The 22,249-nt window shown below is 67.5% G+C and carries 21 protein-coding genes; 5 read left to right on the plus strand and 16 right to left on the minus strand.

Going from position 1 to position 22,249, the window contains the following annotated elements; genetic code table 11:
- Nucleotides 1-3 precede the first annotated feature (3 nt).
- Both mshD and BCM27_RS20270 read right to left on the minus strand, forming a co-directional pair.
- A complete protein-coding gene (gene mshD / locus BCM27_RS20265) occupies nucleotides 4-954 on the minus strand; it encodes a mycothiol synthase (RefSeq protein ID WP_081487021.1) in 951 nt (316 codons plus the stop codon).
- Nucleotides 905-1,717 carry a winged helix-turn-helix domain-containing protein gene (locus BCM27_RS20270; RefSeq protein WP_004022021.1) on the minus strand — a complete coding sequence of 271 codons (813 nt, stop codon included), beginning with the start codon at nucleotides 1,715-1,717 and terminating at the stop codon, nucleotides 905-907. The genes mshD and BCM27_RS20270 overlap by 50 nt, the downstream gene beginning before the upstream one ends.
- Nucleotides 1,718-1,929: 212 nt before the next feature.
- Here BCM27_RS20270 and BCM27_RS20275 point away from each other — a divergent pair, with 212 nt between their 5' ends.
- The 4 genes from BCM27_RS20275 (at nucleotide 1,930) to BCM27_RS20290 (ending at nucleotide 5,289) form a co-directional block, all read left to right on the plus strand.
- Entirely contained in the window at nucleotides 1,930-2,787 is an 858-nt protein-coding gene (locus BCM27_RS20275; RefSeq protein WP_004022022.1) for an LmeA family phospholipid-binding protein, read from the plus strand.
- 413 nt (nucleotides 2,788-3,200) lie between these two features.
- Nucleotides 3,201-4,040, plus strand: a complete 840-nt coding sequence (locus BCM27_RS20280; protein ID WP_004022023.1) for a sulfurtransferase — start codon at nucleotides 3,201-3,203, stop codon at nucleotides 4,038-4,040.
- Nucleotides 4,041-4,045: 5 nt separating this feature from the next.
- The gene (locus tag BCM27_RS20285) at nucleotides 4,046-4,351 is read left to right on the plus strand and encodes a DUF1416 domain-containing protein (RefSeq protein ID WP_004022024.1); all 306 of its coding nucleotides are present in this window, start codon (nucleotides 4,046-4,048) and stop codon (nucleotides 4,349-4,351) included.
- Between the two features lie 227 nt (nucleotides 4,352-4,578).
- A complete protein-coding gene (locus tag BCM27_RS20290) occupies nucleotides 4,579-5,289 on the plus strand; it encodes a heme-binding beta-barrel domain-containing protein (protein ID WP_004022026.1) in 711 nt (236 codons plus the stop codon).
- Here BCM27_RS20290 and BCM27_RS20295 read toward each other — a convergent pair.
- The 14 genes from BCM27_RS20295 to BCM27_RS20360 all read right to left on the minus strand — a co-directional run bounded on the left by BCM27_RS20295 (nucleotide 5,211) and on the right by BCM27_RS20360 (nucleotide 20,797).
- Nucleotides 5,211-6,338: a hypothetical protein gene (locus BCM27_RS20295; RefSeq protein WP_004022027.1), complete on the minus strand. Its 1,128-nt coding sequence runs from the start codon at nucleotides 6,336-6,338 to the stop codon at nucleotides 5,211-5,213. The two genes, BCM27_RS20290 and BCM27_RS20295, sit on opposite strands and share 79 nt — an antisense overlap.
- 134 nt (nucleotides 6,339-6,472) lie before the next feature.
- Nucleotides 6,473-8,572 (minus strand): heavy metal translocating P-type ATPase, encoded by a 2,100-nt coding sequence (locus tag BCM27_RS20300; RefSeq protein ID WP_033205057.1) that lies wholly within the window; start codon nucleotides 8,570-8,572, stop codon nucleotides 6,473-6,475.
- Nucleotides 8,573-8,916: 344 nt separating this feature from the next.
- On the minus strand, nucleotides 8,917-9,585 hold the full coding sequence (locus BCM27_RS20305; RefSeq protein ID WP_004022030.1) for a hypothetical protein: 669 nt from the start codon (nucleotides 9,583-9,585) through the stop codon (nucleotides 8,917-8,919).
- Nucleotides 9,585-10,520 (minus strand): hypothetical protein, encoded by a 936-nt coding sequence (locus BCM27_RS20310; RefSeq protein ID WP_004022031.1) that lies wholly within the window; start codon nucleotides 10,518-10,520, stop codon nucleotides 9,585-9,587. Before BCM27_RS20310 ends, BCM27_RS20305 begins: the two co-directional genes overlap by 1 nt.
- Nucleotides 10,517-11,950, minus strand: coding sequence for an MCE family protein (locus BCM27_RS20315; protein ID WP_004022033.1), 1,434 nt, complete (start codon nucleotides 11,948-11,950; stop codon nucleotides 10,517-10,519). Before BCM27_RS20315 ends, BCM27_RS20310 begins: the two co-directional genes overlap by 4 nt.
- On the minus strand, nucleotides 11,950-13,227 hold the full coding sequence (locus BCM27_RS20320) for an MCE family protein (protein ID WP_004022034.1): 1,278 nt from the start codon (nucleotides 13,225-13,227) through the stop codon (nucleotides 11,950-11,952). Before BCM27_RS20320 ends, BCM27_RS20315 begins: the two co-directional genes overlap by 1 nt.
- Complete coding sequence (locus BCM27_RS20325) at nucleotides 13,224-14,498, minus strand: MCE family protein (RefSeq protein WP_004022035.1); 1,275 nt, start codon at nucleotides 14,496-14,498, stop codon at nucleotides 13,224-13,226. Before BCM27_RS20325 ends, BCM27_RS20320 begins: the two co-directional genes overlap by 4 nt.
- A 1-nt stretch (nucleotide 14,499) precedes the next feature.
- Nucleotides 14,500-15,720 (minus strand): MCE family protein, encoded by a 1,221-nt coding sequence (locus tag BCM27_RS20330; protein ID WP_004022036.1) that lies wholly within the window; start codon nucleotides 15,718-15,720, stop codon nucleotides 14,500-14,502.
- Nucleotides 15,717-16,775, minus strand: coding sequence for an MCE family protein (locus BCM27_RS20335; protein WP_004022037.1), 1,059 nt, complete (start codon nucleotides 16,773-16,775; stop codon nucleotides 15,717-15,719). The genes BCM27_RS20330 and BCM27_RS20335 overlap by 4 nt, the downstream gene beginning before the upstream one ends.
- Nucleotides 16,768-17,889, minus strand: coding sequence for an MCE family protein (locus BCM27_RS20340; RefSeq protein ID WP_004022038.1), 1,122 nt, complete (start codon nucleotides 17,887-17,889; stop codon nucleotides 16,768-16,770). Before BCM27_RS20340 ends, BCM27_RS20335 begins: the two co-directional genes overlap by 8 nt.
- Nucleotides 17,890-17,946: 57 nt before the next feature.
- Nucleotides 17,947-18,798, minus strand: a complete 852-nt coding sequence (locus tag BCM27_RS20345) for an MlaE family ABC transporter permease (protein WP_004022039.1) — start codon at nucleotides 18,796-18,798, stop codon at nucleotides 17,947-17,949.
- Between the two features lie 3 nt (nucleotides 18,799-18,801).
- On the minus strand, nucleotides 18,802-19,566 hold the full coding sequence (locus BCM27_RS20350; RefSeq protein ID WP_004022041.1) for an MlaE family ABC transporter permease: 765 nt from the start codon (nucleotides 19,564-19,566) through the stop codon (nucleotides 18,802-18,804).
- Between the two features lie 63 nt (nucleotides 19,567-19,629).
- Nucleotides 19,630-20,520 (minus strand): 3-oxoacyl-ACP reductase, encoded by an 891-nt coding sequence (locus BCM27_RS20355; protein WP_004022042.1) that lies wholly within the window; start codon nucleotides 20,518-20,520, stop codon nucleotides 19,630-19,632.
- 82 nt (nucleotides 20,521-20,602) lie between these two features.
- Entirely contained in the window at nucleotides 20,603-20,797 is a 195-nt protein-coding gene (locus tag BCM27_RS20360; protein WP_004022043.1) for a ferredoxin, read from the minus strand.
- A 147-nt stretch (nucleotides 20,798-20,944) separates the two neighbouring features.
- Here BCM27_RS20360 and BCM27_RS20365 point away from each other — a divergent pair, with 147 nt between their 5' ends.
- The gene (locus BCM27_RS20365; protein WP_004022044.1) at nucleotides 20,945-22,147 is read left to right on the plus strand and encodes an acyl-CoA dehydrogenase family protein; all 1,203 of its coding nucleotides are present in this window, start codon (nucleotides 20,945-20,947) and stop codon (nucleotides 22,145-22,147) included.
- Nucleotides 22,148-22,249: the final 102 nt, after the last annotated feature.

Raw genomic sequence — 22,249 nt, forward strand, 5'->3', positions numbered from 1 at the left:
GACTCAGCCGTAGGCGACGTCGACGGCGTATCGAGTGAACCCGAGGCGCTCGTAGGTGTGCAGCGCGGCGGTGTTGTCGCCCTCGACGTAGAGGTTGATCTCCGAGACTCCCGCGCGCGCAAGGTGATGCAGTCCGGCAAGCGTCAGCAGGCGGCCGAGCCCGCGCCCCTGAGCGGCGGGATCGACCCCGACGATGTAGACCTCACCGAGATCGGCATCGTGCCGCTTGGTCCAGTGGAAGCCGAGGAGCCTGCCGGTGTCGTCATCGCCGGCACGGTCGACGGCGAGGAACAGACCTTCCGGGTCGAACCAGTCGGCCTCGACCCGTTCGCGGATCTGCTCCGGCGACCAGCCGCCCTGCTCGGGATGCCAGTCGAAGGCGGCGTTGTTCACGCGCAGGATCTCGGCGTCGTCGGACGACCCGGCATAGGTCCGCAGCTCGACGGTCGGGTCGACGACCAGTTCGGGGAGTTCGTGACCTGCCCCCACCGGACGGCGCAACTGCAGGAGCTCACGGCGCTTCGTCAGGCCCATCGATGCCGCGAGCGCCACCGCACCGGGCAGGTCGCCGTGCGCCCACACCCGCACGCCGGCCCCCGACTCGGGAACGGGTGCGGCACCGAACGCCGCATCGAGCAACCTCCGGCCGTGCCCCTCACGCCGATGCGCCGGGTCGACGACCGCCTCGATCATCGCAGGCTCACCGTCACGGCCCGGGACGATGACGGCGTAACCCGCTCCTGACCAGACATGGACGGTCGGCGACCCGTCGGGGGCGTCGATCGCCGTGACCGCACCTTCCGACAGCGGTGCGACGCCGTCGGCCGTGGTCGCGTCGCGGACCAGACGACGAGCGAAGTCCGCCACGTCGTCGGGCAGCGCGCCCTGATGGATCTGGATGCGATCAGTTCCCGGCGCTTGCACTGAACTCCTCGTCGAAGGGGTCGGAACCATCCAGGGCACCGTCGAAGTCGTCGGGGCCGGACCCGGCCGGTCCCGCAGGCTCGTCGTCGGACAGGTCGGTGTCCGCCGCCGCGGCCGCCCGACCGCGCGTCGGGCGTACTGCCTTGTACCCGACGTTGCGCACGGTGCCGATCAGCGACTCGTGCTCGCTGCCCAGCTTGGCGCGGAGGCGCCGGACGTGCACGTCGACGGTGCGGGTGCCGCCGAAGAAGTCGTACCCCCAGACCTCCTGCAGCAGCTGAGCCCTGGTGAACACGCGACCGGCGTTCTGCGCCAGGTACTTCAGGAGTTCGAACTCCTTGTAGGTCAGGTCGAGCGGACGTCCGCGCAGGCGCGCGGTGTAGGTCCCCTCGTCGATGACGAGTTCACCCAGCGTGACCTTGCCCGAGGACTCCTCCGCAGCGACCCCGCGGGTACGCACCACGAGCAGGCGCAGCCGGGCGTCGAGCTCGGCCGGGCCGGTACCCGGCAGCAGGAATTCGTCGATGCCCCAGTCCGCGTTGACCGCGACCAGCCCACCCTCGGTCAGCACCGCCGCGACCGGCACCGAGGAGCCGGTGCTGCCCAGCAGACGGCACAGTCCGCGAGCCGCCGCGAGATCGGCGCGCGCGTCGACCAGCGCGACATCGGCGTTGCCCGCCTCCATGAGTGACGACACCTCGGTCGGAGCGGTCCGTACCGTATGCGCGAGCAGCGACAGCGACGGCAAAACCGACTCCGGATTCGGGTCGGCCGTCAACAACAAGAGATCCACCCAGCACTCCGATCTCGTTCGTCCCCGTCCCGGACCATCCAGATCGCTCACCACGACGTGAACGCCACCCACACCTGCGCTCGGCGATTGTTTACGCCGCCTTACCAACGTGTGCGGGATAGGTGACAGAATAGCGCCACCGGGGCGGTTGGCTGTTAACAAGGCGACCTCGACCGCCGGATGACGACGACGGGGAGGGTGATCGGCCGAGCATGCCGCGCATCCGGAAAGTGCTTGTCATCGGCGTTGTCGCCGCGCTCGCCGCAACGGGGGTCGCTGTCGGCGTCGACGTCGCGGCCGCGGTCCGCGGCGAACACCAGCTCTCCCGCGCCATCGCCCAATCCCCCCGCGTGACTGTCGATCCCGAGGTCACCATCGCCGGGTTCCCGTTCACCTCCCAGTCGTCCGCCGGCCACTTCGCGGGCGCCACCATCGCCGCACGGGGCGTCGAGCTGCCCGGCTGTGAGCCCGCCCGCGGCGTCTGCCGCGGCGAGTTGGGGGCCGCTCTCGGCCCGTTCGACGTCGCCGACGGCAGCGGTTTTACCGCGAGTGATGTTCTCCACACCAGCTCGATCTCGGCCTACACCCGCCTCGACGCCGTCACCCTGGCGCGGTATCTGCGCATCGTCGACCTCACCGTGAGCACGCCAGGGCCGGACGGCAAGGCCGGTGCGGGCGGCCCTCAGGACGGCACCGTCAGCCGCACCAGCGGCGTCGTGTTCACCGGCACCGTCGCGCTGCCGCCGGGCGACGGACTCGATCCCGCCGAGCCACCGTCGGCGTCGGCCTACGACGGACCGAAGGTGCGCGTGAGCGTGTCCGTCGACCTCGGCGTGGTCGACGGCGCACTGGACATCCGGGCCACCGGCTTCTACACCGGCCCCGAACGCCACGTCGACGCCGAGATCGCGCCCGACATGCGCGCCGCGGTTCTCGACCGGTTCAGCATGACGCTCCCCCGACTGCCCATGGCCTGGGACGTCGCGGCCGAGCGCGCGGAGAGTTTCGGCGGGGACGTCCAGCTGGTCGGCGATTCCGGCCCGGCCGCGGTCCGACCCGACCGCTTCTGAGGGTCACCCGAACAGACTCTGAGCAGTTCAGACAGTTGTCGTGGATGCGGGCGCCAAACGACCCCGGCCGTTGGGGGCCCGATCGACTCTGTTGTACCCTCGTGGGCATGCAGCAGCGCCGTGAGTATCTGCTCACACGACGCCGGGCGATCGACTTCTGTCGTGTCGCCGACTGTTGTTGTCGCACTCGCCGTTGACGGTGTGACCACCCGCGCTGCGTTGGCAGCCGGTCGCCCACACCGTCGATGAGTACGGGGGCGTCTCCACCGAGGTATCGATTCCTCGATTCCGTGCGCCGTCACCCGCGCTCATCATCTCCGCCGAGAACGCGGGAATCCTTCTCGCGTCTCACTGTTCTCCACCTCCACCATCTGATCGACGACCATCACAAATGCACCGGAAAGGACACCGCCATGGCACGTTCCGACGTCCTGGTCAGCACCGAATGGGCTGAGCAGAACCTCAATGCCGACAAGACCGTCTTCGTCGAGGTCGACGAGGACACCTCGGCCTACGACGGCGGGCACATCGCCGGCGCCGTCAAGCTCGACTGGAAGACCGACCTGCAGGATCCGGTCCGCCGTGACTTCGTCGACGCCGAGCAGTTCGGCGCCCTGCTGTCCGAGCGCGGCATCGCCAACGACGACACCGTGATCCTCTACGGCGGCAACAACAACTGGTTCGCCGCCTACGCGTACTGGTACTTCAAGCTGTACGGCCACAACGACGTCAAGCTCCTCGACGGTGGCCGCAAGAAGTGGGAACTCGACGGCCGTCCGCTGTCGTCCGACTCCGTCAGCCGTCCGGCCACGACCTACAAGGCCGGCGAGCCCGACCTGAGCATCCGCGCGTTCCGCGACGAGGTCGTCGACGCCATCAACGTCAAGAACCTGGTCGACGTGCGCAGCCCCGACGAGTTCTCGGGCAAGATCCTGGCGCCGGCTCACCTGCCGCAGGAGCAGAGCCAACGTCCCGGCCACATCCCCGGCGCCATCAGCGTGCCGTGGAGCAAGGCTGCCAACGAGGACGGCACCTTCAAGTCGGACGAGGAACTCGCCGAGCTCTACGGTGAGGCCGGCCTCGACGGCTCGAAGGACACCATCGCCTACTGCCGCATCGGCGAGCGCTCGAGCCACACCTGGTTCGTCCTCAAGGAACTGCTCGGTCACCAGAACGTCAAGAACTACGACGGCAGCTGGACCGAATACGGCTCGCTGATCGGCGTCCCGATCGAACTCGGAGAAGGAAAGTAAGAGATATGTGTGCTGCACCCAAGCAGGGACAGAAGCTGCCCGCGGGCGTCGACGTCGAGAAGGAGGTCGTCCTGACCGGACAGGTCACCGACGGCTCGGGTTCGCCCGTCGCCGGCGCCTTCGTGCGTCTGCTCGACTCCACCGGTGAGTTCACCGCCGAGGTCGTGGCCTCGCCCACCGGCGACTTCCGTTTCTTCGCCGCCCCCGGCACCTGGACGCTGCGCGCCCTGTCCGCCGTCGGCAACGGCGACGTGACGATCAGCCCCGAGGGCCCCGGCATCCACGAGAAGGACATCACCGTCTCGAAGTGACGCCGGAGACATCGTCTCCATAGTGACGGCCAGTTCGTCCCCGGCAGCCCGGTCACCGCATCCGCGGTGACCGGGCTGTCTCGTTCCGGCCCCGCGAAACGTCCGGGCCGGGCCGGGGTTAGAATTTCCCTCGTGGTCCTCTTCTTCGAAATCCTGCTGATCCTGGCCGCCGTGCTGATCACCTGGTTCGGTGTCTACACCCTGTACCGCCTGGTGACCGACGAGTCGTGACGTCCCCACCCGGCGGCACCACGGCCGACGGCCCATCCGCCCCGGAGCCGTCCGGCGACGGGTCGACAGATGCCGTCTCCGAATCCCGCCGGTCCGGTGACGAGGCGATCAATCAGGCCGAGGCCCGGGCCGTGGAGTCCGGCAGCCGTGAACGCAACGTCCCCACGTGGGACGATCTGCCGCTTCCCGCCGACACCGCCAATCTCCGTCTCGGGGCCGATCTGCATCCGGGCCTGCTCGCACTCCTGCCGCTCGTCGGTGTGTGGCGTGGCGACGGCGAGGGGCACGATCCCGAGACCGACACCGACTATCACTTCGCGCAGCAGGTCGTGGTCTCGCACGACGGTCAGAACTTCCTCGCCTGGGAGTCCCGCTCGTGGGTGATCGACGAGGACGCCGCCTACCAACGGCCCGACCTCCGCGAATCCGGATTCTGGCGGATCGGTGAGGACGACACCATCGAACTGCTGCTCGCCCACGCCGAGGGTTCCGTCGAACTCTTCTACGGCACCCCGCTGAACCAGACCACCTGGGAACTCGCCACCGACGTCGTCATCAAGGCCGAGTCGGGCCGGCGCACCGGCGGTGCCAAACGTCTGTACGGCCTCGTCGCCGACGGCGACCTCGCCTACGTCGAGGAGCGCGTCGACGCCGACGGGGATCTCACACCCCGGCTGTCCGCCAAGCTCCGCCGACACGTCGGCTGATCCACCTCATCGACGCTCCCGGCGGCACGCACAGTCGTACCGCTCGCCACGCTCCCGGCGCCACGCACACTCTCCACGCTTATGGCGGCACGCACACTCGCCCCGCTCCGGCGGCGCGGCCCCCTGCTCCCTGAGGTGCGAGCGAAGCGAGCCTCGGAGGGTCGCCGATCCGAGAACGCCATGTAGAGATACCGTTTCGGCAGTGCGCTGTAGACGGGCGATCCGAGCATGACGACGACGGACCCGTACGCGGTTGCCTCACCCGGGCGCCCCGCCCACCCGGGATGTACCGTTCCCGACCGCGACATGTACGGTCCGTGCCCCGCCGTGCCGCCGATGCGGCGTCCGACCACCGAGAACACCTCGGCGCGCGCGGAATGCGGGGACAGGTCGAAACCGACGCGGCCTCCCGGCGGGCACTCGACGAAGGTGAGGTCGGCACCGGATCGATGCACCACACCGATCCAGTCGCGGCCGGAGTTGCGCACGAGGAACGTCGAACCGCCCGTCCGGTACTGATACGAGATGCCCGCCGCCGCGGCGTCGAGAATCTGTCGGCCCGAGACACCGCCGTTCCACTCCGGACTCCACGGAGTGAGGTACAGGTGGTCGAGGAACTCGTGCCGAGTGGGGATCGGCAGCGTCACCGGCATCACCCGTCCGTCTCGCACCCACACCGCGCCGTACAGGACCGGCCGGCCGTCGGCGGTGCGCGGCGCCTGGACGTAGGTGAGCGAATCACCCTCCGGCAGAGGGACTTCCGAACCGGGGACCAGAATGTCGAGGTATGTGCGGCCGTCCGCGAGCAGGACCACGACGGCCGCATCGCGCTCGCCACGGTTGCCGATGGTGACGCGGTCACCGAAGTCGCCGGACCTGTCCCTGGCGTGGAACAACCCGGCGGCGTGCGGATCGGCGAACTCGAAGCGGGGCGCCACCGCCGTTCCGAAGTCCGGATCGCCCGGACCCCAGTACCGTTCGCCCACCCCGGGTTGATGGCGACCGGGGTTCGCCTCTCCGACCACCGTGGCGATATTCGTAGCCACCATCGCACCTTCTCCTCTCGGCACCCCGACGGGCGCCGTGGACTCGCTGTGTTCTCATTCCAGCGCTTCCACGCCCCGGTCTCGCGAGTACTGCGCTACGCGAATCACCACGCTGGTCACCGGCAACCGCATCCTGTCTACCTGCGCCCGGAGCGCGCTCCCACGGAGCCGGGTCGCAGATCGAGTCGACGCAGCAGCTGCGCGTTCAGCGCCACCACCACCGTCGACGCGGACATCAGGATGGCGCCGACGCTCATCGGGAGGACGACACCGATCGGCGCCAGGATGCCGGCGGCCAGCGGTACCGAGACGAGGTTGTAACCCGCTGCCCACCAGAGGTTCTGCGCCATCTTCCGGTAGCTCGCGCGCGACAGCTCGATGACCGACAGGACCGATCGCGGATCGGACGAGGCGAGGATGACCCCGGCCGAACCGATAGCCACGTCGGTCCCGGCGCCGATGGCGATGCCGACGTCGGCCTGCGCGAGGGCGGGCGCGTCGTTGACCCCGTCGCCGACCATCGCCACGCGATGTCCCTCGCGCTGGAGTTCGGCGACAGTGGCCGCCTTGTCCTCGGGCCGGACCCCGGCGTAGACGCGATCGATGTCGAGCCGGCCGGCGACGTCGTCGGCCACGGCCTGCGCGTCGCCGGTGATCATCACGACCTGCACACCGAGGGCATGGAGTTCGTCCACGGCCGCACGCGACTCCGGACGGACCTCGTCGGCGAGCCGGATCGCCCCTGCGACACGCTCGTCGACGAGCACATGCAGGATGATCGCCCCCTGCTCACGCCACGACGACGCGACGGGGAGTTCGTCGAGGCCCTGCTCGTCGAGCAGATTCGGTCCGCCCACCCGCACGCTGTGTCCGTCGACGGACGCGGACACCCCCACCGCAGGTGACGAGGAAAAGCCCTGTGCGACAGGCAGATCGATACCGTCGGCCCGCGCGGCACGCATGATCGCCGAGGCCAGCGGGTGTTCACTGGCCGCCTCTGCGGCGGCCGCGAGGGTCAGCACCCGACGCCGATCCTGTCCCGGGACCGGCTCGACCTCGAGGACGGTCGGCTCCCCCTTGGTCAGGGTGCCGGTCTTGTCGAAGAGCACGGCGTCGACATTGCGCATCGACTCGAGCGCGAGCCGGTCCGTGATCAGGACCCCACCGCGGGCGGCCCGCTCGGTGGCGATGGAGACGACGAGGGGGATCGCCAGACCCAGCGCATGAGGACACGCGATGACCAGCACCGTGATCGCGCGGACGACGGCGTCGTCGGGCGACCCGACCGCGGTCCAGACGATCGCGGTCACCACCGCGGCGCCGAGAGCGAACCAGAACAACCACCCGGCCGCGGTGTCGGCGAGCCGCTGAGCGCGCGATGAGGAGGCCTGCGCGTCGGCAACCAGACGCCCGATACCGGCCAGGGCGGTGTCGTCGCCGGTCGCGGTCACGCGGACCCGCAGTCCGGAGTCGGTCGCGACGGTACCGGCGACCACGCCGTCGCCGATCTCCCGCCGGACGGGGGCGGACTCCCCGGTGACCATCGACTCGTCCATGTTCGCGGAGCCGTCGATGATGGCGCCGTCGGCGGGCACGGATGCCCCGGGCCGGACGATGACCACGTTGCCGACGACCAGGGCAGCGGGCGACACCGTGATGATCTCGTCCCCGTCGACCTTCTCGGCCTCGTCCGGGAGGAGCGCGGCGAGTGAGTCGAGGGCCGATGTCGTCCGGGCCAGCGAACGCATCTCGATCCAGTGACCCAGCAGCATGATCACCACGAGCAGCGCCAGCTCCCACCAGAAGTTCAGCTCGTGGCCGAACAGATGCAGCGTCGAGCCCCAGGAGGCGACGAAAGCGACGGTGATCGCCAGGGCGATCAGGAGCATCATCCCCGGACGACGAGAACGGATCTCGCCGGCTGCGCCGGCGAGGAACGGACGTCCACCCCACAGGTAGAGCACGGTGCCGAAGAGCGGCGACACCCATCGCACCCAGTCGGCGTCGGGCAGCCCGTAGCCCAGGATGTCGGCGAACATGTCGTTGAAGCCGACGGTCGGGACCGCCAGGACGAGCATGATCCAGAACAGTCGCCGGAACTGCTCGACGTGGTCCCCGTGACCGCCATGGTCGGCGTGCTCATCGTGGCCGCCGTGCCCGGGTGCGGGCTGAGCGCGATGTGCGTGGTCCGCGGTGGGCGACGCCGCTGCACGTGGATGGTCATGATGCGTGTTCATGACCCGAGACTATACCCCCCAGGGGTACCAGCGCCAGGACTACTTCTACCCTGTATGGGTATCCACTCCGCGCACCCCGGACATGGAACGGCCCCCGCATCGCCCTCGATGGGCCTGCGCCGACCGGACCGGGTCGGGATGCGGGGGCCGGGTGACCACCTGGTATTCGCTTGCGCCGACCGACGGGTGGAGTCCCGCCTCGGTGCGACACGAATGCCACACGGTCAACTGCTAACGGATGGTCACCTCACATGTCCGATGAGAAATCACTATCAGACCACCTCCTTCCTCGTGTACCCGCGAACGTACGCCCGATTCCGGCGGGCCGCAACGGATTAACCCGGTCAGGGAGTGGGCACCGGCGCTCCGGCCGGGCCGGGCGCCGGCGTCGGCGTCGCCGCGGGCGCGGAACTCGGGCCGGGCACCGGCTTCGCGTCGGGCGGTAGCGACTCCACGACCTCGATCTTCGAGCGGAAGGTGTCGTCGGTGATGACCTCGATGGAGTTGATCATCCAGCGGTCGCCGTCGCGTTTCATGTCGAAGGTCAGCCGCGACGGGTTGATGCTCACGAGTTCCTTGTTGCCTCGGGTCACCGACTGGTTCATGAAGATCAGGACCTGCGAGGTGTCCGCGGTGTTGGTCACCACGCCCGCGTCCTGGATCGTCACCTCGGACACGACCGACTGCTTGCGTACCTCGTCGGCGAGATTGTTGTCGGTGATCAGCTTCGTGTACTCCGGCTTCGCCGGACCGGTGAGCACGCTCATCGACTGATCGATGTGCTCGGTGACGTTCTCGGCGTTGTACCCGAACATCGTCGTCGCATAGTCGCGAGCCGCCGCCAGCGACGACGCCCGCGCGTCCTCGACGGCGCGACCCTGGGTGAAGCGGAACCCGAGGAACGCCGTGACCACGACCGCGGCGACCAGCACCACCCCGAGTGCGATCAGACCCAGACGCCCTTTGCCCATCGCGAATCGCGAACGCGAGGTCGGTGCGGACCCGGACGCCATCATGCCACCCACTCGAAGTCGGTCATCTTCAGGTCCCCGTTGATGCGCGTCATGTCCACACGCCACCGGAACACCTTCTCCTGCGACGGCACCTCGCCGTCGAGAGATCGCTGGTGCCAGCCGAACACCATGATGACCGAGCCCTCGTCGGGTTCGGCCTTGGTGACCGCAGAACTGAGGATCAGCGACCGGGTCTCCAGCTTGCCGTCGCGGACCAGGGCAGCGACCTGCTGGATGTTGTTCTCCACCTCCTGCTTGACCTTGCCGCTCGTGTCCTCCTGCACCGAGGTGAGGGTCTGGTCGACGGTGTCGGGGTTCATGCTGGTGAGGTTCACGAGGACCTGTGACGCGAAGGCCGAGTACTCGGCTCGCAGGTCGTCGGTGCGGTCCTGGCGGGCGATACCGAGCGCGAACACCACGGACGCGATGGCGCACACGACGATGACCACGAGTGCCACCACGACACCTACGATCGTCCGTGGCGAGCGTCGACCGGTTCCGCGGTACCTGATGCGGCGCTTGGCTTTCGGCGCCTGCGCGGCCGACGAGGCGGCTGCCGTCCGGGCGCGTCGACGCTCACGGTACCCGACCGTCTTCTCGACCTCGGACGGGTCGGGCGCGATGGCGGGCACCGCGCCGGCGCCCGCCTCAGCGCCGGACTCGCCGTCCGGCTTGGTGAGCGACACCGACGACGTCGTGTCCGACCTGACCTCGTCGGTTCCGGCCGCCGACTCGTCGGTGCGTCCGCCCGTCCGCGCGGGAACGTCGCCGGCGGGGGTCGCCGCGGCCGGCTTCGACGGCTTCTTCCCTGCCGAACGCCCGCGCCGGATCGGCGCCGAACGCACCGGCCGCTTCGCATTTCGCCGGTCACCCGTGCCGGCGCGATCCGCGCCCGTGCGATCCGGGGAGGTCGTGCCGGGACCGTCCGGTGTCACGGGGCGACCGTCCCGCTGATCATCGTCTGCCATGTACTGCTCTGTCCCTGCTCATCGCTGCCGGCCCCGGCGTTGTAGGTCTTTCCGTCGGGTCCGATGAAGTTGCCCGAGTCCGGGTCGTATGTCGTCGCGTACACCGCGGGCTCGGCGTCGAAGTCCTTCGGTGTGCCCGGTGTCACGGTACCGGAGGACGCCGGTTGCCATTTCAACCCGAACGGCAGCCCGCTCTGGAAGGGGTCGACCGAACCCGGCTTCGGCACATACCCCGTCGCGCATTCCGCCGGAGTGGGCGCACGGCGTCCCGGGAACTCCGCGCACGGGTAGTTGCGCGCGCCCCGGACGGCGATGTTGGAGTTCTGCGGCACCCGGCACAGCATGCCCGGCGGCAGTTCGCGAGCGGTCTGCTCCGAGGGCCACCGCCAGTCCTCCTTGGGGAGGAACCCGATGTTGCACGGCGGCCGGTCCTGGAAACCGAGCGAGAAGTTCACGTTGGGACCGAACCGGTTGGTGCCGGTGTTCAGAGCCGTGATCAACGAATTGACCAGTCGCGGATAGAGAACGAGGACCTGCTTCCAGTTCGGTAGATACACCACCTGGGTCTTGGCGATGGTGCCCAGATTCGAGACCAACAGCGGGTACGACGCGCCGAGGGATTCGAAGAGTTCCTGGCTCTTCGACGCGGTCGCCGGCCCCTTGCGCAGGATGTCGCCGATCTCGGGCCGGTTCGCGCGGAGCTGATCGGTGAACGCGGTGACGTCCCGGGTCCAGGAGCGGATGGCGTCGGCCGTGCGTGACTGGGTGGCCAGCAGCGGGGCGCCCTGCTCGACCAGCTGGATCGTCGTGTCGGTGTTCTTGTTCGCCTCGTCGACGAACAGGACCATCGAGTCGAGCAGTCGCTGAAGCGCCTCGCCGGTGCCGTTGAACGCGACGAAGGCCTCGTCCATCAGCGAGCGCAGACGCGTGTCACCGATCTCGGCGAGCAACCGGTCGGCCTGGTCGAGCATCGACGAGATCTCCACCGGCACCTGGTCGGTCGAGACCGTGGCCCCGTCCTGCAGGAATCCTCCGGACTCCCCGGCCTCGGGGTCCGGTGTGAACTCCACGAACTGCTCGCCGATCGCGGAGACGCTGCGCACCGACGCCGTCGACGATGCCGGGATCTCCGCGCTGTTCTCGATCGTCAGCACCGCTTCGACGCCGGAGTCGGTCAGCTGCACCGAGTCGACCTTGCCGACGTACACGCCGCGGTAACTGACGTTCGCATTCTGATACAGGCCACCGCTGGTGGGCAGCAGCAGCTGCACCTGGTAGCTGCCGACCCCGAACATCGACGGGATGCGGATGTAGAACAGCGCCATCACCACCATCGCGACCACGGTCACGATCGCGAAGATCATCAGCTGCATCCGGACGAATCGCGTGATCTTCATCAGCGGCCACCTCCCGCGGCCGGGACCGGCGTGACCGCGGGCATCTGCGGAATCATGTTCGCCGGAATCGGTTCGGCGGAGTCGGGCATCCGTTCGCCGCCCGGTTGGAGTGGCGCGATGAACGGATTCAGCCCGCGCGCGGCGGCGCCGGCGGGACGTCCGAAGACGCCCTCGGGCCCGGTGACGCCGAGGCTGGCGAACATCGTCTTGTCCAGGCGCTCCAGCGTCAGATCGAGCGTGAGGTCCGAGTTCACGTAGTCACCCTTGACGATTCGTCGGATCGTCGGTTCGTAAAACGGGAAGGTCAGCAGGATGTTGAGCGATTGCGTCATCGCGGGACCTGCCGCCTGGAGCTGATCGAGGGCCGGTTCGATCCCCTCCACGATCGTCACGATGTCCTCGGAGTTGGCGTCGAGGATGTCGTTGGCTGTCTTCGACAGAGTGGCGACCGAGCCGAGCGTGTCCAGGAACTGCTGACGCTGGTCGACGAGAAGCTGCAGGATCTGCGGGCTGTCGTCGAGCGCGCGCTCGATGGTGCCGGACTGTTCGTTCATGGTGCGCGACAACCGGTCGAGTCCCTCGGTGGCCCGGATGATGTTGCCCTTCTGCGCATCCAGATCGGCGACGAGTGTGTTCAGTCGCGGGATCAGCTTCTTGATCTGGTCCTCGCGTCCGCCGAAGACCTCGCTCATCTCGTGCACGATGTCGCCGATCTGTGACAGACCGCCGCCGTTGAGCACCACCGACAGCGAGCTGAGCACCTGCTCGGTACTGGGGTAGGTACACGCCGACACCTGTTGTGCCGCATTGATGTCGGGCACCGCGGGCACCGACGGGTCGGTCACGATGTTGGATTGCTCCGGGCATTTGGTGAGGGGGATCTGGTCGCCCGCTTCGAGGCGGCCGCCTTCGGGCTCGGCCGGCTGCACGATCTCCAGGTGCGTCGAACCCAGCGCACTGGTCAACCCCACCATGACGTGCGACCCGCGCGGGACGATCACGCCGTCGTTGAGGCGGATGGTGACCAACGCATTCCAGTCCTCGACCTCGATGTCGCCGATGCTCCCGACCGTTGCGTCGTCGATGAGGACCGGCGCATTGTTGACCAGTCCGGCAGCCGACGGGATCAGGGCGGTGATCTCGTAGGAACCACCACCGGTGCCCTCGGCGCCCGGGACGGGCAGCGAGTTGGGGCCGTCGAAGGAACATCCGGCCACAATCAGCGCGAGGGAGGCCGCACCGGCGACCAACCCGCCGCGCAGGCGTGCCGGCCTCATCGGTCACCTCCGAACGGGACCAGCAGATCCTCGAGCGGGCTGCCTCGGTTGTCGCGTCGGGTCTCGTTGTCCAACCGGGTCACACCGGCATTGGCTCGCGCTCGAACGCTTGCGTCCTGGTACTGGAGCTGACTCGGTGTCGCGTTGCGACCCTGCACCGGATTCGTCAGGAACGGCGGGTAGTTCATCGAGATCGACGACAGGACGGGCGCGAGGATCTCCACGCACTTGTCGACGTCGGCCATCGTGGTGCCGGGTCGTTTGGTCGATTCCATGGACCCGCACAGCAGTGTGATCAGGTTGGTGCCGTTGCCCAGGCCGAACACACCCGACAGCGAACCCGACAGCGGGTTGTAGATGTTGTAGAAGTTCGCGAGCTGGTTGGGTGCCGAATGCAACACACCGCGAACCTGTTCGTCCTTGTCGGCCACGATCTTCGTACTCGCGGCCAGGCGTTCCACCGACGACGACAGTGCCGTCTTGTTGGTGTCGATGAAGAGCTGCACATCGGTCATGGCCGCGTCGAGACCCTTGAGGGCCTCGTCGAGCTCGGTCGTGTTGTCCGCGAGAACCGAACTGACCGAAGCGATCCGACCGTTGAACTGCACCAGCTGCTCGTGGCTCCCCGACAGGGCGTCGGTGAGCTTCTGCAGGCTCTGGATTGTGGAGAAGAGGTCACCGCTACCGGCCGCGAGGGTGCCGATGACATCGGACACCTCGCGGATCGACTCGTTGATCGCCTCCCCGTTGCCCTCGAGGTTCTCGTCGAAGACGTTGACCGCCTTGGCCGCCGAACCCGGATCGGCGCCCTCCGGCCCGATGGCCTCGGTGAGCCGGGTGAGCTGGGCCTTGATGTCGTCCCACTCCATCGGCACCGCGGTGCGATCCATCGGGATGTCGGCGCCGTCGGACATCTGCGGCCCGCCCGAATAGACCGGGGTCAGCTGCACGAACCGGCCCGAGACCAGGCTCTGCGCCACGATGACGGCCTTCGCGTCCTGCGGGATGTCGACGCTGGAGTCCACGCGCAGTTCGACTTTCACGTCGTTCTCGCGGGGGGTGATCGCCGAGACACTGCCGACGTTCACACCGAGCACCCGGACCGGGTCCCCCTTGTAGAGGCTGGCGACGCCGGCGAAATAGGCGGTGAAGGTGTTCGTCGTGGATTTGGTGAACACCTTCCAGCCCACGAGGATCAGGGCGATCGCGAGAACCACGGCGAGCACACCGAAGAGCACCTTGCGTCCGATGGACATACTTCCGACGGTCATGTCACCTCCCCCTCGTGGTCGGCGCGGGCGTGGGATAGGTCGGGGTGGGCAGTGGTCCGCGCGGCGGATCGCTTCCCACCGGGGGCCCTTGGCTCCACGGTTGCGGCAGCAACGGGAAGCTCGAGTACTGCAGCGACTGCCACAGCTGCGGGTAGCGACCGCGCAGGGCGTTCAGGAAGATCGCGGTGTAGTCGCCGAAGGTGTTGAGCCCGACGAGGGAATCGAAGTTCGGGCCCGACGCCACCGCCTCGCCGAGGGTGTTGGCGAACGGCCCCAGCCGGTCGATCGTCTCCTTCAGTTCCTTCTCCTGATCGGTGAGGATCGTCGCCACACGGTCGAACTTCTGCAGGACCGGGGTCAGCTGGGCGTTGTTCTCGGCGATGAAGCCACGCAATTGCGCTGTGACGTCGCCGATTCCCTTGATCAGCTGGTTGAGCGCGTAGCGCCGCATCTCGATCTCCCCGACGAGCGCATTGGCGTCGACGAGAAGGCGGTTGATCTGCTCGTTACGGTCGCCGACGATCTTGCTGACCTGATTGGCCTTGGCCAGCAGCGCTCGCAACTCGTTGTCGCGGTCGGCCACCGCCTTCGACAGCCGTGCCACACCGTTGACCGCACCCTGGACCTGATCCGGCGTCTCGGAGAAGGTGATCGTCAGGGTGTTGAGGGCTTCGTTGAGCTGCTCGGTGTCGGTGTCGGCGACGGTGTCGGTCGCGCCTTCGAGAGCGTCCTGCAGCGAATACGGGGAGATCGTGTTGCCGATCGGGATCGAGCCGCCGGGCTTGATCCGCTCCCCGCCGTGCGGGATGACGGTGAGATTGCGCCGACCCAGCACGGTTTCGGTTCGGATGGCCGCCTGGGAGTCCGAGCCCATCTCGACGGTGTCGTCCATCCGGAACCCGACCTTCACCTTGGTCCCGGCGTCGGTCCCGGCCAGCGCGATCGACTCGACAGTGCCGACCTGGACACCGGAGACGGAGACGATGTCGCCCTTGGTGAGTCCGCCGGCGTCGTCGAAGTAGGCGGTGTAGGTGCTGATCGGCGAGATGTAGGGCAGCTTGTCCATCTGCATCGCGGTGATGACCACCAGGCCGATCACGACGATGCCGATGACGCCGACCTGTGCGCGACTCCGCTGCCCGCGTTTCTGCTCGCGGGCGACGTCGGCCTCGTCGGATTCGGATCTACGGCTCGAGAACATGCCGCCGAACGGAAGACTCATGAGCCGTCACACCTTCCGCCTGCCGTCGTCGAGTTCCCCATCACGTTGTTCGACGTGTACAGGATGGTCTGACCGCCGGGCGCCGGCAGCATCAGCCGGATGCGGCAGAAGTAGATCTGCAGCCAGGCGCCGTAGGAGCCGAGGTTCGACAGCGTCTTGTAGTCCTCGGGAAGTCGCGAGATCAGGTTCCGGACAAACGGTTCCGCGGCCAGCAACTCCTCCGAGACCCGTCCGGTGTTGGTCACCATCGACTGCAGGGTCGGCCGGGTGGTGCCCAACAGGTCGGCGAGACCGTTGGTGACGCGCGAGGTCTGCGTCAATGCGTTGCCGACGGTGCTCTTCTGTTCGGCGAGCCCGGTGACGAGTTGCTGCAGGAGGTCGACGCTGGTGTCGAGGCCCTCCCGGTCGCCGTCGAGGGTGGCGAGGGTCGTGTTGAGGTTGTCGATCACGTCGCCGATCAACTGGTCGCGGTCGGCCAGCGAGTCGGTGAACGACGCGGTGTTGCCCAGCAACGTGTTCAACGCGCCGCCCTGCCCCTGGAAGACCGCGATCAGCGAACTGGTCAGCGCGTTGGCGTCGTCGGCGTCCAGGGTCCGGAACAGTGGTTTGAAGCCACCGACGAGCTTGTCGAGATCGAGTGCGGGCTCGGTCTGGCCGATCGGGATCTGCGCGCCGTCGGCAAGGAAGGTCGACGTGTTGCCGGTCCCCTGCTGCAACTCGAGATACCGGTCGCCGGTGAGGTTCTCGTATCGGATCAACGCGCGTGCCGACTCCGGCAGCGGATACTGCTGGTCGACGCTGAAGGTGATGACGGCATCGTTGTCGCGGTTCAGCTCGACATCACCGACCGACCCGACCTCGACTCCGGCGATCTTGACCTTGCTGCCCGATTTCATCGCCGATGCACTGGTGAAGACGGCACTGTACTCGTTCGACGCGCCGGACCGATAGCGGCTGAAGACGACGACCAGCGCGACGAAGACCAGGACCATCACCACGGTGAAGGCACCCAGTTTGATCAGGGTCGCGCGGAACGCGCGAGCGCGGTTATCCACGGGGCGGTTCTCCGAACAGGATCTGGAACAGCTTCTGCGAGTTCGCCTTCGGCTTGGTCCTGGGCTGGTAGGGCTGGGGTGCGTTGTCGCCGACGTAGAACGGTGCCGGCACCTTGGTTGCGGGATCACTGAGCCCGCCCTGGCACGTCGGCGGTCCCTCGACCCCGACCCGCGGCAGGTCATAGGGGTAGGCGTAGGGATCCTTGCCGGGCAGCAGGCCCGCGTCGAGCATCAGCATGCCGTTGCGTTCACCGAGGAACGGCGCCGCGACCTCGGAGGCGATCGCGCCCGCGGTGAGGAAGCACTTGATCCCCGGGGCGTTGTATCCCAGGAGCGCCGCGATGGGATCGAGATCCGACAGCGCTCCGATGAGCGTCTTCTTCGAGGGGGCGATGACCCCATCGATGGTGTTGGCCATCCCGGTGGCGTTGATGAGCAGTGCGTCGAGGTTGGACGTGTTGTCCACCAACGTGTTCCCGACAACGGTGAAGTTGTCGACGGTGCGCAGGAGATCGGGCATCGAATCCGCGTAGACGTTGGTGACGGTCGCGCCCTCCCGGAAGAGTCGGTTCAGGGCGGGCAGATGCGGATTGGTCTTGCCCAGCAGCATGGTCAGTTGCTCGAGGGCGTCGCCGATCTCCTCGCCCTGACCCTGCAGCGCCGTGTTGATCGCACCGAGGGTCGCGTTGAGTTTCTCCGGCTGCAGTTGCGCGAGCACCGAGACGAGTTGCTGATAGACGGTGTTCAGCTCGACGACCACCCGGTCGGCGGGGATCTCCGCTCCTGCGGTGAGTGTGCCCTCCGGCTCTCCGGGCACCACGAAGTTGACCGCCTTGGCGCCGAAGATGGTGTTCGACTTGATGTCCGCGGCCACATTGGCGGGGATCCTGGACATGTCGCCGTCGGCGATGTCGAGGGTCAGGATCGCATCGCCGCCGCGCTCGGAGATCTCGGCGACCCGTCCCACCTCGACGCCGCGCAGTTTCACCTTGGCGTCGGGGTTCATCACCAGTCCGGCGCGGGGGGCGACCAGGGTGACCTGCTGGGTGCCCTTGAAGGCACCGAGGAATGATGCGCTCGCCCCGATGATCAGCGCCAGCAGCACCGCGACCATGACGACCGCCGCCGTTCGGCGGGTGGCCCGTGAACGCTCTTGTCTCTTGCTCATGACTCAGCCCGCCAGGTTGAACTTGCCATCGGCGCCGTAGATGGCGAGGGAGGTCAGGAGTGTGATCACGACCACAACAACGAGCGACGCGCGGACCGCGTTCCCGACGGCGACGCCCACGCCGACCGGCCCACCCGAGGCGTTGTAGCCGTAATAGGTGTGGATCAGCATGACGGCGACCGCCATGCAGATCGCCTGCACGAACGACCACAGGATGTCCGACGGGATGAGGAACGTGTCGAAATAGTGGTCGTAGACGCCGGGCGACTGTCCGTACAGGAAGACCGTCGCCGACCGGCTCGCGAGGAACGATGCCAACGACGCCAACGCGTAGAGCGGGATGATCGCGATCAGACCGGCGATGATCCGCGTGGACACCAGGTACGGGATGGACGAGATCGCCATCGTCTCCAGCGCGTCGATCTCCTCCGAGACGCGCATGGCACCGAGCTGCGCGGTCGCGCCGGCACCGATGGTCGCGGCGAGCGCGATACCGGAGATCACCGGGACGGCGATGCGCACGTTGATGAACGCCGAGAAGAAGCCGGTGAGCGCCTCGACGCCGATGTTGGCCAGCGAACTGTACCCCTGGACCGCGATCGTCCCGCCGGTGAACAGCGTCAGGAATCCGACGACCACGACGGTGCCGCCGATCATGGCCAGCGCGCCCGTGCCCATGGAGATCTCGGCGATGAGCCGCAGGGTCTCCTTCTTGTAGTGCTTGATCGCACGCGGGATCGACACGACGCTGTCCCAATAGAACAGCGCCTGATCGCCGATCTGATCCCAGTCCTCGCCGGCCCGCTTGACCGCGACGCGCGCGGTCCGGAACCGGGTGGTGAACGGAAGTACCATCCCTCAGCCCGCCGTTGCCTTGAGACCGACGGCGGTGACGACGACGTTGACGACGAACAGCGCCATGAACGAATACACGACGGTCTCGTTCACGGCATCGCCGACGCCCTTCGCGCCACCCTTGACGTTGAGGCCCTGATAGCAGCCGACCATGCCGGCGAACAGTCCGAACAGAGCCGCCTTGACCATGGAGATCATCAGCTCGCCGAACCCGGTGAGCAGTGTCAGGTTGGCCACGAATGCACCGGGATTCACGTCCTGGAGGTAGACGGAGAAGATGAACCCGCCGCCGATGCCGATGGTGCACACGAGACTGTTGAGGAGCAGCGCCACGCCGGTGGAGGCCACGATGCGCGGCACCACCAGACGATGGATCGGGTTGATGCCGAGCACCTTCATGGCGTCGATCTCTTCGCGGATGGTCCGGGCGCCGAGATCCGCGCAGATCGCGGTGGCGCCCGCCCCGGCGACGATCAGCACGGTGACGATCGGGCCGATCTGGGTGACCGTGCCCAGCGCGGCACCCGCACCCGACAGGTCCTGTGCGCCGATCTCGCGCAACAGGATGTTCAGCGTGAAGCTGACGAGAACCGTGAACGGGATGGCGACCAGGAGCGTCGGCACCATCGATACGCGGGCGATCGCCCAGGACTGTTCGACGGTCTCCCGCCACTGGAACGGACGGTGGAACAACTCGCGCGTCGACTCGACCCCGAGCGCAACGAAATCCCCGATCCCGCTCAAGGGTGTGGCCAGTTTGCTCAGCACCGCCAGCCCCCCTTCACCCTCGCACCATCGCGAAACCTATCACGCACAATCGAGCCGATTTGGTCAGTTGACCAGAGCACTTGCCGAGAATGTGCGTCCCGGATCGCGGTCGGCGAAGTGGCCCGTCAGGGTCTTCGCGAGGTCCTCCGCCGCCCACGCGTCGCCCTCGGCCACGAAGACCTCGTCGACCGTCGGCGCAGCCATCAGCGTGACCTTGGGACCGTAGACGACGAACACCTGACCGGTGACCGCGTCGGAGTCGGGACCGGCGAGATAGGACACCAGCCGCACGACGTGTTCGGGATCGAGGGGATCCACCCCGTCGGTGGGCGCGTCGCCGAACACCGCGGCGGTCATCGCCGTCCGCGCCCGCGGGCAGATCGCATTGGCACGCACGCCGTATCGCTTGAGGGCTCGAGATGCCGACAGCGTCAGCGCGGTGATACCCGCCTTCGCCGCCCCGTAGTTGGCCTGCCCCTCGGGACCGAGCAGACCGGCCTCCGACGCGGTGTTGATGATCCGGCCGTAGACCGGACCGCCCGCCGCCTTCGATGCGGCGCGCCAGTGCGACGCGGCGTTGCGGGTGAGCAGGAAGTGACCGCGCAGATGCACGCGGATCACCAGGTCCCACTCGTCGTCGGTCATGTTGAACAGCATCTTGTCGCGCACCACGCCCGCGTTGTTCAGGACGATGTCGAGCGAGCCGAGTTGGTCGGTCGCCGTCGTCATGATGGCGGTGGCGGTGGCCGAGTCGCCGATGTCGCCGGCCACCGCGACAGCTCGGCCGCCTGCGGTCGTGATCGTGTCGATCACGTCGCTCTGTTCGAGCGCCGCGGGGAGGTCGTTCACGACGACCGTTGCCCCCTCGGCAGCCAATCCGATGGCCTCCGCGCGACCGAGACCTGCACCTGCACCGGTGACGACCGCGACGCGACCGTCCAACGAGTAACCCACCCGACATCCTCCTGAGCTAAAACTAGAACCTGTTCTAGCATGATTCACGAACGGATGGAACCGAACCGCATTTTCGCCGGGGTCAGTCCTCGACCACCGACAGCGCCGACTTCGGGCAGTTGGCGGCGACCTGACGAAGTTCCTCGACGCGGTCCGCCGGGATGTCCTCTTGAAGAATCACCAGGTAGTCGTTGTCATCCAGGTCGAAGAAGTCCGGCGCCATCCCGACACAGATGGCGTTGGACTCGCAGAGGTCGAAATCTGCCTTGATACGCATCGGAACCGTCTCCTCATCGATGGGTCACCTGTTGACTGGGCTGTGAGAACAGGTTAGAACGTGTTTCAGAAGTGCACGAGCACTTCGCCTGTCAACTTGACCATAAGCCGGGACCGGACGCTAGCCGATCCACCCCTTGGAGTGTCGATGCGCATCGCCTATACCGACCAACAAGCCGAGCTCCGCAGAGAACTCCGCGACTACTTCTCCGGCCTCATGACCGAGGACCGTCGTGCCGCCCTGTCCGGCGGCGACGGCGAGCTCGGCGAGGGCGACGCCTACCGCGACGTCGTCGCCCAGATGGGCGCCGACGGCTGGCTCGCACTGGGCTGGCCCACCGAGTTCGGCGGCCAGAACCGGTCGATGATGGATCAGCTGATCTTCACCGACGAGGCCGCGATCGCGGGCGCACCCGTTCCGTTCCTCACCATCAACTCGGTGGCGCCGACGATCATGAACTACGGCTCCGACGAGCAGAAGGCGTACTTCCTGCCGCGGATCGCGGCGGGCAAGCTGCACTTCTCGATCGGGTACTCCGAGCCGGGCGCCGGCACCGATCTCGCGGCCCTGCGGACCACCGCGGTCCGCGACGGTGACGACTACGTCATCAACGGCCAGAAGATGTGGACCAGCCTGGTCGCCTATGCGGACTACATCTGGCTCGCCTGCCGTACCGACCCGTCGACGCTGGAAACCGGCGGGAAGAAGCACAAGGGCATCTCGATGCTCATCGTGCCCACCACCGCCGAGGGCTTCAGTTACACACCGGTGCACACCATGTCGGGAGTCGACACCAGCGCGACCTACTACCAGGACGTCCGGGTGCCGACGTCGTCGATCGTCGGCGAGGAGGGCGGTGGGTGGCCGCTGGTGACCAATCAGCTCAACCACGAGCGGGTGGCGCTGTGCAGCGCGGCGCCGATCCAGACCGCACTGCGCGAGACGGTCGCGTGGGCACAGCAGACCAAGACCGGTGACGGCCACCGGGTGATCGACGCGCCGTGGGTTCAGCAGAACCTCGCCCGCGTCCATGCCAAGGTCGAGTTCCTGAAGCTGATCAACTGGAAGATCGCCTCGGTCGCCAGCTCCGGCGGGTCGCCGAGTCCGGCCGATGCGTCGGCGACCAAGGTCTACGGCACCGAATTCGCCACCGAGGCCTACCGATTGCTGATGGAGGTCGTCGGTCCCGCCGCGACCCTGCGCACCGGCAGTACGGGGGCACATCTCAACGGCCGGCTCGAGCGCTACCAGCGCACGTCGCTGATCCTCACCTTCGGCGGCGGCACCAACGAGATCCAGCGCGACATCATCGCGATGCTCGCCCTCGGCCTCCCGCACCAGCGCAGGTAGCCTGCCCCGCCCCACCCGCTGGTAACCCCGACCGAGCGCAGCAAAGCACCCGCCCCACCCGCTGGTAACCCCGACCGAGCCAAGCAAGCACCCCGCCCACCC

It is taken from the genome of Gordonia terrae (assembly GCF_001698225.1).
GTDB lineage: Bacteria > Actinomycetota > Actinomycetes > Mycobacteriales > Mycobacteriaceae > Gordonia > Gordonia terrae.

Bases quoted from the DNA above. Each gene is read 5' to 3' on its own strand.
- mshD (WP_081487021.1), bottom strand. From the start codon at position 954: ATGGTTCCGACCCCTTCGACGAGGAGTTCAGTGCAAGCGCCGGGAACT.
- BCM27_RS20345 (WP_004022039.1), bottom strand. From the start codon at position 18,798: ATGGTACTTCCGTTCACCACCCGGTTCCGGACCGCGCGCGTCGCGGTC.
- BCM27_RS20365 (WP_004022044.1), top strand. From the start codon at position 20,945: ATGCGCATCGCCTATACCGACCAACAAGCCGAGCTCCGCAGAGAACTC.
- BCM27_RS20360 (WP_004022043.1), bottom strand. From the start codon at position 20,797: ATGCGTATCAAGGCAGATTTCGACCTCTGCGAGTCCAACGCCATCTGT.
- BCM27_RS20275 (WP_004022022.1), top strand. From the start codon at position 1,930: ATGCCGCGCATCCGGAAAGTGCTTGTCATCGGCGTTGTCGCCGCGCTC.
- BCM27_RS20325 (WP_004022035.1), bottom strand. From the start codon at position 14,498: ATGACCGTCGGAAGTATGTCCATCGGACGCAAGGTGCTCTTCGGTGTG.
- BCM27_RS20315 (WP_004022033.1), bottom strand. From the start codon at position 11,950: ATGAAGATCACGCGATTCGTCCGGATGCAGCTGATGATCTTCGCGATC.
- BCM27_RS20280 (WP_004022023.1), top strand. From the start codon at position 3,201: ATGGCACGTTCCGACGTCCTGGTCAGCACCGAATGGGCTGAGCAGAAC.
- BCM27_RS20305 (WP_004022030.1), bottom strand. From the start codon at position 9,585: ATGGCGTCCGGGTCCGCACCGACCTCGCGTTCGCGATTCGCGATGGGC.
- BCM27_RS20340 (WP_004022038.1), bottom strand. From the start codon at position 17,889: ATGGTCGCGGTGCTGCTGGCGCTGATCATCGGGGCGAGCGCATCATTC.
- BCM27_RS20320 (WP_004022034.1), bottom strand. From the start codon at position 13,227: ATGAGGCCGGCACGCCTGCGCGGCGGGTTGGTCGCCGGTGCGGCCTCC.
- BCM27_RS20330 (WP_004022036.1), bottom strand. From the start codon at position 15,720: ATGAGTCTTCCGTTCGGCGGCATGTTCTCGAGCCGTAGATCCGAATCC.
- BCM27_RS20285 (WP_004022024.1), top strand. From the start codon at position 4,046: ATGTGTGCTGCACCCAAGCAGGGACAGAAGCTGCCCGCGGGCGTCGAC.
- BCM27_RS20300 (WP_033205057.1), bottom strand. From the start codon at position 8,572: ATGAACACGCATCATGACCATCCACGTGCAGCGGCGTCGCCCACCGCG.
- BCM27_RS20295 (WP_004022027.1), bottom strand. From the start codon at position 6,338: ATGGTGGCTACGAATATCGCCACGGTGGTCGGAGAGGCGAACCCCGGT.